The 13,527-nt window shown below is 70.3% G+C and carries 13 protein-coding genes; 10 read left to right on the top strand and 3 right to left on the bottom strand.

The genetic code is table 11. The features are described from left to right. The first annotated feature begins 73 nt into the window (after positions 1-73). From CW348_RS02955 to CW348_RS02915, 9 genes are all read left to right on the top strand, one after another. Positions 74-871, top strand: coding sequence for an A24 family peptidase (locus CW348_RS02955; protein WP_258076835.1), 798 nt, complete (start codon positions 74-76; stop codon positions 869-871). Between the two features lie 82 nt (positions 872-953). Further along, positions 954-2,135 (top strand): chorismate synthase, encoded by a 1,182-nt coding sequence (gene aroC, locus CW348_RS02950; RefSeq protein ID WP_011291537.1) that lies wholly within the window; start codon positions 954-956, stop codon positions 2,133-2,135. A 33-nt stretch (positions 2,136-2,168) separates the two neighbouring features. Then, positions 2,169-2,687: a shikimate kinase gene (locus CW348_RS02945; protein ID WP_011291538.1), complete on the top strand. Its 519-nt coding sequence runs from the start codon at positions 2,169-2,171 to the stop codon at positions 2,685-2,687. A 209-nt stretch (positions 2,688-2,896) separates the two neighbouring features. After that, positions 2,897-4,003: a 3-dehydroquinate synthase gene (gene aroB, locus CW348_RS02940; protein WP_104612575.1), complete on the top strand. Its 1,107-nt coding sequence runs from the start codon at positions 2,897-2,899 to the stop codon at positions 4,001-4,003. Between the two features lie 153 nt (positions 4,004-4,156). Further along, entirely contained in the window at positions 4,157-4,720 is a 564-nt protein-coding gene (efp, locus tag CW348_RS02935; RefSeq protein ID WP_011291540.1) for an elongation factor P, read from the top strand. Beyond that, positions 4,720-5,148 (top strand): transcription antitermination factor NusB, encoded by a 429-nt coding sequence (gene nusB, locus CW348_RS02930; protein ID WP_011291541.1) that lies wholly within the window; start codon positions 4,720-4,722, stop codon positions 5,146-5,148. The genes efp and nusB overlap by 1 nt, the downstream gene beginning before the upstream one ends. 40 nt (positions 5,149-5,188) lie before the next feature. Then, positions 5,189-5,947 (top strand): methyltransferase domain-containing protein, encoded by a 759-nt coding sequence (locus CW348_RS02925; RefSeq protein WP_011291542.1) that lies wholly within the window; start codon positions 5,189-5,191, stop codon positions 5,945-5,947. A gap of 71 nt (positions 5,948-6,018) precedes the next feature. Then, positions 6,019-7,293, top strand: coding sequence for a DNA polymerase IV (locus CW348_RS02920; protein WP_287462711.1), 1,275 nt, complete (start codon positions 6,019-6,021; stop codon positions 7,291-7,293). 268 nt (positions 7,294-7,561) lie between these two features. Further along, positions 7,562-7,939: a DUF3040 domain-containing protein gene (locus CW348_RS02915; protein ID WP_011291544.1), complete on the top strand. Its 378-nt coding sequence runs from the start codon at positions 7,562-7,564 to the stop codon at positions 7,937-7,939. A 39-nt stretch (positions 7,940-7,978) separates the two neighbouring features. Here CW348_RS02915 and CW348_RS02910 read toward each other — a convergent pair whose 3' ends face one another. Genes CW348_RS02910 through CW348_RS02900 form a run of 3 tightly spaced genes read right to left on the bottom strand, consistent with a single transcriptional unit; the run spans position 7,979 to position 12,575 of the window. Beyond that, the gene (locus CW348_RS02910; protein ID WP_255266126.1) at positions 7,979-10,345 is read right to left on the bottom strand and encodes a DUF3488 and transglutaminase-like domain-containing protein; all 2,367 of its coding nucleotides are present in this window, start codon (positions 10,343-10,345) and stop codon (positions 7,979-7,981) included. Continuing rightward, positions 10,342-11,562 carry a DUF58 domain-containing protein gene (locus CW348_RS02905; RefSeq protein WP_104612574.1) on the bottom strand — a complete coding sequence of 407 codons (1,221 nt, stop codon included), beginning with the start codon at positions 11,560-11,562 and terminating at the stop codon, positions 10,342-10,344. Before CW348_RS02905 ends, CW348_RS02910 begins: the two co-directional genes overlap by 4 nt. Before the next feature lie 26 nt (positions 11,563-11,588). After that, positions 11,589-12,575, bottom strand: a complete 987-nt coding sequence (locus tag CW348_RS02900; RefSeq protein WP_011291547.1) for a MoxR family ATPase — start codon at positions 12,573-12,575, stop codon at positions 11,589-11,591. A 298-nt stretch (positions 12,576-12,873) separates the two neighbouring features. Here CW348_RS02900 and mraZ point away from each other — a divergent pair, with 298 nt between their 5' ends. Further along, the gene (gene mraZ / locus CW348_RS02895) at positions 12,874-13,305 is read left to right on the top strand and encodes a division/cell wall cluster transcriptional repressor MraZ (RefSeq protein WP_011291548.1); all 432 of its coding nucleotides are present in this window, start codon (positions 12,874-12,876) and stop codon (positions 13,303-13,305) included. The last annotated feature ends 222 nt before the right edge of the window (positions 13,306-13,527 follow it).

Genomic DNA, 13,527 nt, shown 5'->3' with positions numbered 1-13,527 from the left:
GCAGCGGTCCCGGTGTCCACAGCCGCGCGGATCCCGCTGCCGCCGGGGGCGGGAAAGCGGCAGAATGCCGGACATGTCCTCCGCGCTGCCGCTCGCCCTCGCCATGGCCCCCCTCGGCGGCCTGCTCGCCTTCTTCACCGGGCGCGTCGTCGTGCTGTTCCCCGACTACCCGCCCAGCGACGACCCCGCCTCACCCGGTCCGCTGCCGCCCACCCTGCCCCGCTCGGGACAGGTCGTGCCCTGGCCGCCCTGGTCCCCCCTGCCGTGGCGGCTCGTGCTGACCGGACGCGGCCCCGGCGGTGAAACCGTCCGCGCCCCCTGGCCCACCGTGGCCGCCGCGGCCGCCGCGTTCGCGGCAGTCGGCTTCGGCGCCGCGCACCGCTCCGCCGCCGAAATCGCGGCCCTCGCCTTCCTCGCCCTGTGGGGCACCCTGCTCTCCAGCATCGACCTGCGGGTCACACGCTTGCCCCGCCTCCTCGTCCGCCCCGCCTACCCCATCGCCCTCGCCCTGCTCGGGGCCGCTGCCCTCACCACCCCCCACGGCGGCACCGCCTTCCTGCACGCCCTCGGCGGCATGGCCGCCCTGTGGGGCTTCTACCGGCTCCTGCGGGCCATCTACCCGCCCGGCATGGGATGGGGCGACGTCACCCTCTCCGGCCTGATCGGCCTCTACTTGGGCTGGGACGGCTGGACCCCCGTGGTCAGCGGCACCTTCCTCGCCTTCCTCGCCTTCTCCTGCGTGGGCCTCGGACTGGTCCTGCTCGGCCGGGCCAGCCTGAAAAGCCACCTGCCCCTCGGCCCGTTCATGGTGGGCGGGGCCCTCGCTGTCCTCCTTTTCGGCGACCCGATCCCGCTGCTCCTCGCCGCCTAGCCCCGCCCGCCGCACGCGGGAAACCGGTCAAAGGGTGAGATCGATGTCGCTGTGCGGGACAGGACGTGAAAAGATCGGAGTCATGTTGCGCTGGCTGACCGCTGGGGAGTCCCACGGGCCGGCACTCGTCGCGATCCTGGAGGGCCTACCGGCCGGCGTGTCCGTCACCTCGGACGACATCGCCGCCGCCCTGCTCCGTCGTCGCGCCGGGTACGGCCGGGGCGCCCGCATGAAGTTCGAGAAGGACGAGGTCTCCATCATTGGAGGGATCCGTCACGGCCGCACCCTCGGCGGGCCGGTGGCGATCCAGGTGGGCAACACCGAATGGCCCAAATGGCAGAAAGTCATGTCCCCCGACCCCGTGCCCGCCGAGGAGCTCGAAGGGGTGGCGCGCAACGCCCCCCTGACCCGCCCCCGGCCTGGGCACGCCGACCTCGTGGGCATGCAGAAGTACGGCTATGACGAAGCCCGCCCGATCCTGGAGCGCGCCAGCGCCCGCGAGACCGCCGCGCGCGTCGCCCTGGGTGAAGTCGCCCGCCAGTTCCTCCGCCAGGCGCTCGGCGTGGAAATCGTCAGCCACGTCGTGGCGATGGGCAGCGTCTCCGTCCCCGACGACGCCCCCATCCCCGCCCCGGAGGACCTCGCCCGCGTCGACGCCGACCCGGTGCGCTGCTTCGACCCGGAGACCAGCGCCCGCATGGTCGCCGAAGTAGACGACACCCGCAAGACCGGCGACACCCTCGGCGGAGTCGTCGAAGTCATCGCCTACGGGCTGCCGCCCGGCCTGGGCAGCCACGTCCACTGGGACCGCCGCCTCGACGCGCGGCTGGCTGGGGCCCTCATGGGCATCCAGGCGATCAAAGGCGTGGAATTCGGCGACGGCTTCCGCACCGCTGCCCGGCGCGGTTCCGCCGCCCACGACGAGATCGACGTCGGCCCCGACGGGATCCGCCGCCGCAGCAACCGGGCCGGCGGCGTGGAAGGCGGCATGAGCACCGGCGACCCGCTGCGGGTCCGCGCCGCAATGAAACCCATCGCCACCGTGCCCCGGGCCCTGGACACCATCGACGTGAGCACGGGCCAGCCCGCCCAGGCCCACCACCAGCGCAGCGACGTCACCGCGGTCCCGGCTGCGGGAGTCGTCGCCGAGGCGATGGTCGCCCTGGTGCTGGCCGACGCCGCCCTGGAGAAGTTCGGTGGAGACTCGGTCGCGGAAACCGTCCGCAACCTGCGCGGCTACCTGGACTCGCTGATCGTCCGGTAATCGCGCCCCTCTGGGAAGTGCAAGGAGTTCCCGATGAGCAGCCGACCCCTCGCGGTCCTGATTGGCTCCCCCGGTGCGGGCAAGACCACCGTGGGCCGGGCCCTCGCCGAGCGACTCGGTGTCGACCTGCTCGACACCGACGCCGAGATCGAACGGCGCGCCGGTAAAACCGTCAGCGACATCTTCGTCGAGGACGGTGAAGAAGCGTTCCGGGCCTTGGAACGGGAGGTCGTCGCAGAAGCCCTAGCCAGCCACCCCGGGGTCGTGGCCCTCGGCGGCGGGGCGATCCTCAACGAGCAGACCCGCGCCGACCTCGCCGGCCACCGCGTCGTCTACCTCGAAGTGGAGTTCGCCGACGCGGCCAAGCGAGTGGGCTTGGACACGGCGCGCCCACTCCTCCTCGGCAACCCGCGCGCCCGCCTCAAAGCTCTGCTCCGCGAACGGCTGCCCATCTACCAGAGCCTCGCCACGCTCACCGTCTCCACGAGCGAGCACACCCCTGAAGAGGCCGCCGAACTGATCGCGAAAGAACTGCCCGCCGCCGGCGACTGAAACGTCCGCCATCGCGGCACCCGACGGGCCCTGCGGAAACCGGGGAACGCCATCCCCCACGCCCGGGGCCCGTCCCCAACCGACAGAAATTGAGCCCACCCCGCAACCGGCACGGGCGGCACACAGCGCTGCGGTGAACGCATGCCCGCCCGCGCTCCCGGTTGCCCGGGGGAGAACACCCAAGGCGTACAGCAGCGAGTGGAGCAGCCATGACGGTCACCCGCATCGGAGTCGGGGGCACCTCCACGCCCTACGACGTAGTCGTGGGCAACGGCATCCTGGGAGAACTGCCCGCCCTCGTGGGGGAGCGCGCCCAGCGGGTCGCAGTCATCCACCCCGACACCCTGGAGGAGAAGGCCCGGCCCGTGTGCGAGATCCTGCGCACCGCCGGATACGACGTCTTCCCGCTCCCCGTCCCGGACGGGGAGGCCGCCAAAGACGTCTCCGTGGCCGCAGACCTGTGGGCTCGGCTCGGCCAGGCTGCCTTCACCCGCACCGACGTGATCGTGGGCGTGGGCGGCGGGGCCACCACCGACCTGGCCGGATTCGTTGCAGCCACCTGGCTGCGGGGGGTGCGCGCCATCCTCGTGCCCACCACCCTCCTCGGCATGGTCGACGCCGCGGTCGGCGGGAAGACCGGGATCAACACCGCTGAAGGGAAGAACCTCGTCGGCGCGTTCCACCCGCCCGCCGGAGTCGTGTGCGACCTCGACACCCTGCCGTCCCTGCCGCGGGAGGACTACATCGGCGGCCTCGCCGAGGTCATCAAAGCCGGGTTCATCGCCGACCCGGTCATCCTGGACCTGGTCGAAGCCGACCCGGAGGCCGCCACCCGGCCCGACGGCGCACACACGCGGGAACTCATCGAACGGGCCATCGCGGTCAAAGCCGAGGTGGTCTCCGCTGACCTGCGCGAAAGCGGACGCCGCGAGATCCTCAACTACGGGCACACGCTCGGCCACGCCATTGAACGCGCCGAGAACTACACGTTCCGGCACGGCTACGCGATCTCCATCGGCATGGTCTTTGCCGCCGAACTGGCCCGCCTGGACGGCCGGATCGATGCGGCGCTCGTGGCCCGGCACCGCCGTATCCTGGAATCGGTGGGACTTCCGGTGCGCTACCGCGCCGACGCCTGGCCCGCCCTGCGGGACACGATCCGGGTGGACAAGAAGACCCGCGGCGCAACCCTGCGCTTCGTCGTCCTCGACGACGTGGCCGCACCCGCGATCCTGGCCGGTCCCTCCGGTGCCCTGCTGGCCCAGGCCTACCAGGCGGTGAGTGGCGTCGCGCCGGACGCGCCCGACACCGACTAGACTCACCCATGAGCGGTTCCGGCAGCTCATCACAATCGCCCGCATTCGACCGGGCAGACCGGATAGCGAATCCCTTGTCGGGGAGCCGCGCACCCCAAGAGCGCGGCCGCGAACCACGAAACTGTGCCCTACTGGCTGAGAGAGACGACTGAAGTGGCGACGACGAACGACCTGAAGAACGGCATGACCCTCCGGCTCGACGATGGTGAGCTGTGGAACGTCGTTGAATTCCAGCACGTCAAGCCGGGTAAGGGCGGCGCTTTCGTGCGCACCAAGCTGAAGAACGTCACCACCGGCAAGATCGTGGACAAGACCTTCAACGCCGGGGTGAAGGTCGAGGTCGCCACCGTCGACAAGAGGGAGATGCAGTACCTCTACTCGGACGGCGACTCCTACATCTTCATGGACACCGAGACCTACGACCAGATCTACGTTCCCCGCGAGGTGGTCGGCGACAACGCCAACTACCTGCTGGAGAGCGCCATTGTGACGGTCGCCGTCAACGAGGGCACGCCGCTCTACATCGAGCTTCCGGCCTCCGTGGAGCTGACGATCGCCGAGACCGAGCCCGGTCTGCAAGGCGACCGCTCCACCGGCGGCACCAAGCCCGCCACGCTGGAGACCGGGGCCGTCATCCAGGTGCCGCTGTTCGTCACCACTGGAGACAAGGTCAAGGTCGACACTCGGACTGGCGAATACTTGGGTCGCGTCAACTGATGGGTGGGTCACGGCGCCGTGGGTCACGGCACAAGGCCCGAGTGCGTGCGGTAGAGATCCTCTACGAGGCCGAAGTCCGCGGGGTACCGGTCTCCGAGGTCATCGAGCGCCGCCGGGCGCAGACCGAACCGCCGATCAACGAATTCACCGAGCAGCTCGCCACCAGAGTGGACGAGCACCGCGCGCGGATCGATGAACTCCTGGAGACCTACGCCATCGGCTGGACACTGGACCGCATGCCGGTGGTGGACCGCAACATCCTGCGGATCGGCGTCTACGAACTGCTGTGGGCCGATGACATTCCCGACGGGGTAGCGATCGCGGAGGCAGTGGCGATGGCGAAGGAGCTGTCCACTGACGAATCGCCGGTCTTCGTCAACGGTCTGCTCTCCCGTCTGATGGAAAAGAAGCCATCATTGTCGCTGTAGCGTCGCCCCACCGAGCGGGGCGGGAGGGAAAGGACTCAACGTGGACTCCTCCAAGGTCAGCTCCGGGCGCGCCTCCAGCGCCGCACGCACCGCAGTGGTTTGGGAGGCGTTGACCGCCGAGCTGGCACGCCTGGCAGAGGAGTTCGTCGAGCCGTTGAACATCGTCGATGCGGGCGGCGGCACCGGGGGTGCCGCCGTGCCCCTCGCGAGACTCGGCCACCGGGTCACGGTCGTCGACTCCAGCCCGGACTCCCTGGCAGCGTTGGAACGCCGCGCTGCCGAAGCCGGGGTGCGGGTGAACGCGGTCCAAGGGGACGCGGAAGGCCTGCGGGAACTGCTGCCTGAAGCGTCCGCGCACCTGGTCTTGGTGCACAACGTCGTCGAGCACGTGGACGATCCGCTAACCGCGCTGCGCGACGTCGTCTCCATCACCCAGCCTCGGGGAGCAGTCAGCGTGCTCGCGACGAACGCGGTCGCCGCGGTCCTGCACCGGGCGCTGGCCGGGCACCTCGCCGATGCGCTGGCCCTCCTGCAGTCGAACGAAGGCCGGTGGGGGCCGAGCGACCCCATGCCGCGCCGCTACACCGCGGAGCAGCTCACCGCACTCGTCCGCGAGGCCGGTCTGGAAGTGCACGAACTACGCGGGGTGCGGATCCTCGGCGACCTCCTGCCCGGCCGCGTGTTCGAAGACCCGCAGACCCCCGACACCCTGCTGGCCGTAGAGAAGGCAGCCTCCGCCCACGCGGAACTGTCGCGAATCGCCACCCAGTTGCATGTGATGGCGCGGCGTCCCGCCTAGCCCCCGCTTCGGCGCACTACCCCTGCTCCGCGGCCCCGGCACCACTACCATGCTGGGCAGGAGGGCGTGGGATGAGTCGTCGACAGTTGGAACGCGGCGAACCGATGCGCGGGATCATGACCGACCGCGGCATTGTCCCGTACGAGGGTCACCCCGTCAACGACGCCGACTGCACCATCCTGCACATCGACATGGACGCCTTCTTCGCGAGCGTGGAGGAGCTGCGCCACCCCGACGTCGTCAGGCGTCCCGTGCTCGTCGGCGGCACCGGGCCGCGCGGGGTCGTCGCCTCCGCCAACTACCAGGCTCGCCGCTACGGCATCCACTCTGCGATGCCGATGTCCCGTGCCCTGCGGCTCTGCCCGCACGCGGTGGTCTTCCCGCCCGACCACGAGACGTACCGGCGCGTCTCCGCCGGCGTGATGGACCTGCTGCGTTCGATCACCCCGCAGGTGGAGCAGCTCTCGGTGGACGAAGCGTTCCTGGACGTGGCCGGGGCAGACCGCCGACTCGGCGGCGGACCGCTCCACATCGCCCAGCTCATCCGTGCCCGGATGCGCGCAGAACAAGGGTTGACTTGCTCGGTGGGGATCGCCGCCACCAAGTTCGTCGCCAAGCTCGCCTCCACCCGCTGCAAGCCCGACGGGCTGCTGGTGGTCCCCACCCGGCACGTCACCGCGTTCCTGCACCCGCTGCCGGTCGGCGCCCTGTGGGGGGTGGGGGAGCGGACCGAGCAGGCGCTGCGGCGCATGGGGCTGCGCACGGTCGGCGACGTGGCTCGGACCCCGCCTGATACGCTCCGCCACGAACTGGGGCAGGCGCTCGGAAACCAGCTCGCGGAACTCGCGTGGGGATACGATCCCCGGCCGGTCACCCCGGAGACCGTGGACAAGAGCGTGAGCACGGAGGAGACCTTCCCCACCGACATCCACGACCCTGAGCGGATCCGCCGCGAACTGCTGCGCCTGTCCGAGAAAGTCGCCCGGCGGCTCCGCGCCTCCGGACAGGCGGGACGTACCGTGGGGGTCAAACTGCGCCGCGCTGACTTCAGCACAGTTACCCGTTCCCGCACCCTGCCGGAGCCCACCGATGTGGCCCGGCAGATCGCCGCGGTGGCCCGGGAGCTCTATGCTGCCTCCGGACTGGTGGGCGCCCCGCTGCGTCTCGTCGGGGTGCGGGTGGAAGGGCTGGTCAGTGCCGACCGTGTCCACCACCAGTTGGCGCTGGATGAGGAAGGCCCGGGGTGGCGCGCCGTGGAGCGGCTGCAAGACGAAGTGGTGCGCCGTTTCGGAACCGGTGCCCTCCGACCAGCATCACTGGCATTATGTGAGGAAGATGACGTATGACGCGGCAGGTTTTCCCCCCTGCGAGCGTTGTAGAGGGTGAGGCGGTCCGAGAGGCGGACCAGGAATACGATTCCCCGGAGTGACGGGAGGGCGGGCAGGCGAGTGGAAGCCAGTGTGGTCGAAGGTACTGTGGTAGACGGAAGGGGCTCGTGCGCACATCTTTTCTTTTCACCGAGCGCTAAGTCCCCGTATTCTGGGCATATCACTGGCCATCAGATAGTTGTTCAGCACCCGTTGCCCCACCCGGGGACTGCTTTTGGGAGGCGCCGTGCCGCTCTCTGAACACGAGCAGCGCATGCTCGAACAGATCGAGCGGGCGCTGTATGCGGAGGACCCGAAGTTCGCTCACACCGTGCGGCAGACGAACCCGCAGGTCCACTACAAGCGTCGGCTCATCAAGGCGTCGATCGGCTTCGTGGCCGGCATCGGCCTCCTCCTGGGAGGCATGGTCTTCCAGACAGTACCGGTCAGTGTTGCCGGCTTCCTCATCATGTTGGTGTGCGCGCTGTGGGGGCTGTCCGGGTGGCGGCGTGCCGCCGGAAGCAGCTCTTTCACCATCGACAGAGGGTCCAAGCGCCAGCAGCGCCCCGGCATGATGGATCGGTTGGAAGAACGCTGGCGTCGCCGCCAGGAAGGCGAACAGTAAGAACACCCCCGCAGGCGCTGACCAGTCGCCCGTGTGACGTCACGCGTGTGGGTCGCGGCGGGGAGCACGGCCCACACGCCCGGCTGTGCCCGAAACCTCCGGGCTGCGCAGGTGGGGGGCCTGCCACAGCGAGCGGGGGAGGAACAGCGCGCGAATCCGGGACGTGCGGGGAAACGATGCGGCGAGCGCCCGCCGCACAGTACGGCAGTCGTCGGCCAGGTGGGAAGCAGCGGGAGGACGCGGGGCGTAGCGTGCCGCCTCCTCGGCTGTCACGATCCGGTGCAGCGCGTCCCGAGCCTGCGGGGTGACCCGCCCCTGGGAGACCAAGAGGCGTTCCACGGTGCGCGGGCTGTGCGCCGGGTTCCACTCCCAGCCCAGGTCGATCAAGTCGTCGCGCAGTTCTGACCAGGCGGCACGCACGTGTGCGGGCACGTCGGCAGCCCGCCGCCACCGCAGCAGACGCACCAGGCGGCGCAGGAGCGCGGGCAGCACCAGCATCAGGGCTGCTGCTGCCGCAACGATCCCGGCGTTGGTGAGGACGGCATCCGTGCGGGGCGCTCCTGTGCCCGGCGCAGGAGTGGATTCTGCCGCGGAAGGCTCCGCGGGCTCGCGGGTTTCTTCCGGGGCGGACGGCTGCGCAGGAGTGTCCTGCGGTGCGGGAGCAGACGGCGACGCAGGCTCCGAGTCGTGCGGCGACGGCTCGTGGACGGGGGCCCGCTCCGGGACGGTCGCAGCGTACTCGGGGACCGCAGCGTTAGGCTGGCCTTCACCCGGCGTGGGTTCGAAACGCAGCCAGCCGTAGTTCGCGAAGTACAGTTCCGGCCAGGCGTGGGCGTCGCTCTCCCGCACCATCCAATGCCCGGAGCCGATGCGCTCCCCCGAGGTGTACCCGACGGCGACCCGCGCGGGAATCCCCACGTACCGGGCCATGACCGCCATCGCTGACGCGAAATGCTGGCAGTACCCGGTCTTGCTGTCCAGCAGGAAGTAGGCGAGCGGGTCCGCGTTGTCGGGGACCCGGGGCGGGTCCAGGTCGTAGGTGAATTCCCCGCTGGTGAACCACGCTTGCAGCGCGAGCGCCTGGTCGAAGGGGGAGTCCGCGCCCGACGTGATCTCCTCGATCAGCTGGGTGACCTCCTGCGACAGCGGTGGAAGGTCCACGTACCGCTGGTCGACCCGGAACGCGGTGGCGGCGGGGGCCGCGCGCAGCGCGTCCTCGTCCGGCACGGACGAGATGCTGGTGACCCGGTAGGTGAGCCCGGCGGCGTCGTCGTTGGGGGAGAACACCATGAGCGTCTCAGGGTCCACATACCATTCGCCGTTCACCTGCACGTCCCGGCTGGGGTAGGGCAGCGGCAGGAAGTCCATACCCCGCGCCTCGGTGGAGATCGTGATGTCGGTGACCACCGATTCCGCATCCGAGCCGGTGGAGAACCCTGGCGGGTGCGGGATAGTCCCGTTGAGCAGGTCCTTGGTGGAGGCTTCGACCGGGGACATGGTCCAGGTTTCCCCGTTGAACGAGTCGAGCACGTGGGTGCGCAGGTACTCGGGGGCGGGGTCGCTGGTCCGGTACTCCAGGACACGGCGGTTCCCGGTCGAGGTGAGTGTGCCCCGCAGACTCGTCAGCGGGTCCACGGTGCTCACCGTGCGCCCACCCGACCGCAACTGGTTGATCAGGGAGAACACGGAGCCGTTGCTGACGCCGGGCAGGAGCGCGGGCACCAGCAGGGCCAGCACGATGCAGACCGCGGCGGTTCCGGTCACGCCCAGGCCCCACAGCCCTGCCGCGGCAGCGGTCCACGCCCCCGCCTCCCAGGAGACGGTCCGGACCAGCGAGTCCCCGGCGAACAGCAGCAGGAACCCCACCGCGGCCCAGGTGAACGCGGCCCCGTCCACCCCTTCGTGGTGGACGGTCAAGGGTACCGCGATCAGGGACAACAGGGCGGCCGCGGCCACACCGGGCACACGGAGGGTGACCGCGATCCAGTGGGCAGAAATGGTGAGGACGCCCAGCAGCAACGTCACCAGCAGGACGATTCCGTCCGTGGCCGGCACCGGGATGACATGGGTCTGAATGTCCGCGACCCCGGAGAACGCGAGCGCGATGATCTGGTCGACCACGCCCGGTGTGGGGAGGATGCCCAAGGGTGCGGTGTCCCGCAGCACGTGCGCGGTCACGGTGATGGCCAGCGCCACCAGTTGCACGAGAGGGGTGACCACTGCGGGGACGCGGATCCACTGGGTGACCGCGCCCGCGGCTGCCACGGTGACCGCTGCGCTCGCCGGCCGCGTCCACCAGTCCGCGTCCGCGAACAGCGGTCCCAAGAGGGGGAGCATGCACAGAGCGGAAGCCGCCGTGGTGAGCGAGAGCAGGGCCGCTAGAAGCGCCTCCTTGACGGGTCTCACCGTGCCTCCCCCGAACTCCGCCACAGGTCAGGCAAGTCGTCGAGCTGATGGGGACACAGCACCCGCCATCCCGCGTCCGCGAGGCGGCCTGCGGCACGGTCACGCTCCTGGTCGGTCCACGCGGCCTGCGGCGCAAGCACCGCGATCCGCGGCCGGGTCCGGTCGGCCGCGCAGGCCGCGAGGGCGGCGACTTCGTCGCTTGTGAGCGCTCCCACCACGGCGACGAGGACGCCGCGGCCCTCGGCCGGGCTGCGCGACAGGCGGGTGATCTCCGCCAGCAGGGACGGCTCCGGCACGGGCTGGGCGAGGGCGAACAGGTCCAGCACGGCGTCGCGGTGGGCGGGGGACGCGGCTGCGGCAGCCACGCCCAGCAGTCTGAGCTGGTGTCCCCGGTCCACGAGGTGGACCGCGATCGACGCGGCCAGGGCCACCGTCTCCTCCAGCGACGACGCGGCGGGGAGGACGGTGTGCGCGGCAGCGCGAAGGTCCACGAGAAGGGTACTGCGATCGCGGTAGGGCTGTTCTTCCCCGCGCACCATGAGGTGGCCGCGCCGCGCTGTGGACCGCCAGTGCACGCGGCGTACATCGTCCCCGGGGCGGTAGGGGCGGGGCATGGTCCCCGCCTCCGGCCCGGTGGGCACCGGGCGGGGCCGCTGGCCGTCCACCAGGGCTGTACCGGGCAGCGGGACGGCAGGCAGGTCCACGGTCCGGGGGAACACCAGCAGCGGCGTCTGCGGGTCGAGGGTCCGAGTGAGCCGGGCACAGCCCAGCGGATCGGTGACCCCCACGACGAGCGGGCCGATCGAGTGGCGGCCGCGCACCTGCGCAGCCAGCAGATAGGACAGGGTCCGCTGCTCCCCGGGACGGAGCAGTCCCAGAGTGAAGCGAGGCGATGCGCCGAGCGCGGGCGGCAGCCGGTCTTCGACGAGGACCGGCCCGGCGGGCAGCGGCCACCGGTTGTCCGAATAGGACAGGGTGACCGTGGCCTGGCACTCCGTCCCCACGGGGAGGCGTGCCGCGGACAGCGTGCGGGTGTGCGTCACACGCCGGGGCGCGCTCACCGCCAGCAGCACCAGGCTGACGAGCGGGAGCGAGACGACGAGGACGGCGACGCGCAGCAGGTCGCGTTCGGCAAGCAGCAGCGCGCCGACCCCGACCGCTGCCCCCACAGCCACCAAGGTCCACCCGCGCGGGGTGAGAGCACGCAGTACGTCCACCGTCCCGGTCGTGTCCTTACCAAGCGTCAACTGTGGGTGGGGATGGGAACTTGGGCCACCAGTTCATTGACCACTTCGGCGGGCGGCCGGTGCAGCGCAGGGTTGGGCAGCAGGCGGTGCGCCAGCACGGGAACGGCGAGCGCCTGGATGTCGTCGGGGAGCACGTAGTCGCGGCCGTCCAAGGCAGCGTAGGCGCGGGCGGCCCGCACCAAGTGCAACGTCGCCCGCGGGGACGCCCCCAGGGACAGGGCCGGCGTGGTCCGCGTGGCGGTGACCAGGTCCAGAGCGTAGCGCTTGATGGCGGGGGCGACGTAGATGCGCCGGATCCGTTCGATCATCGCGTTCACTTCGGCGACCGTGGTCACCGGGGTGAGCTGGTCGAGGGGGGAGTGCGCCGCGTGGGCGTCGATCATGGCGAGTTCCGCGCGCGGGTCGGGGTACCCCATGGAGACGCGCGCCATGAACCGGTCCCGCTGCGCTTCGGGGAGCGGATACGTGCCCTCCACCTCGGTGTCTACGGGGTTCTGGGTGGCGATCACCATGAACGGCCTGGCGAGCCGCCGCGTGACCCCGTCCACACTGACCTGCCCCTCTTCCATGCACTCCAGGAGCGCGGACTGGGTTTTCGGGGAGGCCCGGTTGATCTCGTCGCCCAGCACGATGTTGGCGAACACCGGCCCGGGACGGAACTCGAACTCCCGCCGCTGCTGGTGGTAGACGCTGACCCCCGTGATGTCGCTGGGCAGCAGGTCAGGGGTGAACTGCACCCGGCTCACTGTGCAGTCGACGGCCCGCCCCAACGCCTTGGCCAGCATGGTCTTTCCCACGCCTGGGACGTCTTCGATCAACAAGTGCCCCTCGGCCAGCAGGACGGTCAGCGTGATCCGGATGACCTCAGGTTTTCCGGTGATCACGGTTTCGATCGCCGACCGGACCCGGTGGGCGGGGGCCAGAAGGCCGCTGACGCCTACGGGACTGTCGGCGGGACCGCCCACCCAGGTGTCGAGCGACACGTGTCCCCCTCGTCATGTCGTGACTGTCCAACACGAGGCTAGGGCCAAAGCGGAGGTTTGCAAACAAGAACGGGGCGGGGACACGCCGTGGCGCGGCGCCGGTGTCGGCCGCGCGCGGCCGGGAAACCACCAGGGCTCGCACAGTTCCTCCACCTTCATCCACCCCGTATCACCTGCGGTTTTGTCGTGTTTCTCCGGGTTTAGAGGGCGGCTTGCTGTTGACGGTGGAGGAAAGTGGAGTACAGTGGAGCCAAGTGGAGGAAAGCGTCGTCGCGGTGACTCGGGAGTGAAGAAGACGATGTTTCTCGGCACGCACTCGCCGCGTCTCGATGAGAAGGGACGCATGTTCCTTCCCGCGAAGTACCGCGACGAACTCGCGGGCGGGCTGGTGGTGACCAAGGGGCAAGAACGCTGCCTCTACGTCTTCCCGATCCGGGAGTTCGAACGGATCACCCAAGTCCTCCGCGCAGCCCCCGTCACGGCTAAAGCGGTACGCGATTACAGCCGTGTCTTCTTCGCGAGCGCCTCCAACGAGCTTCCCGACCGGCAAGGTCGGGTCACCATACCGGCCAACCTGCGCGCCTACGCCGGCCTCAACCGGGACTGCGTGGTCATCGGGGCCAACACGCGCCTGGAAATCTGGGACGCCCAGACCTGGGCCGACTACGAGGCCGAGCAGGAGCAGGTCTTTGCGGAACTGGCAGAGGAGGTGTTGCCGGGGGTGCTGTGACCTCACGGGACTGCAGCGCCACCACATCAGCAGCGCCGCGAGCCACACCAGAGGTCACGACCGTCATCTCTGTCGGGTCCAGGCCTCCAGACGCGGCCGACCAGGTCTCACCTGGCGCATCTTCCCCGGCGCCAGGTGGCCAGCAGGGTCCTCGCGACCGCTTCCGGTAGGTGTGTCTGGAGGTCTGGTCGCACCCGGTCCGGGAACGACGGCCAGGCGGGA

Source organism: Thermobifida sp., assembly GCF_017577275.1.
In the GTDB taxonomy this organism is placed as follows: domain Bacteria; phylum Actinomycetota; class Actinomycetes; order Streptosporangiales; family Streptosporangiaceae; genus Thermobifida; species Thermobifida fusca.
Note: the sequence above shows the minus strand (reverse complement) of the source record. Positions and strands in the feature narration are given on the sequence as shown.

Bases quoted from the DNA above. Each gene is read 5' to 3' on its own strand.
- CW348_RS02955 (WP_258076835.1), top strand. From the start codon at position 74: ATGTCCTCCGCGCTGCCGCTCGCCCTCGCCATGGCCCCCCTCGGCGGC.
- aroC (WP_011291537.1), top strand. From the start codon at position 954: ATGTTGCGCTGGCTGACCGCTGGGGAGTCCCACGGGCCGGCACTCGTC.
- CW348_RS02945 (WP_011291538.1), top strand. From the start codon at position 2,169: ATGAGCAGCCGACCCCTCGCGGTCCTGATTGGCTCCCCCGGTGCGGGC.
- aroB (WP_104612575.1), top strand. From the start codon at position 2,897: ATGACGGTCACCCGCATCGGAGTCGGGGGCACCTCCACGCCCTACGAC.
- nusB (WP_011291541.1), top strand. From the start codon at position 4,720: ATGGGTGGGTCACGGCGCCGTGGGTCACGGCACAAGGCCCGAGTGCGT.
- CW348_RS02920 (WP_287462711.1), top strand. From the start codon at position 6,019: ATGAGTCGTCGACAGTTGGAACGCGGCGAACCGATGCGCGGGATCATG.
- mraZ (WP_011291548.1), top strand. From the start codon at position 12,874: ATGTTTCTCGGCACGCACTCGCCGCGTCTCGATGAGAAGGGACGCATG.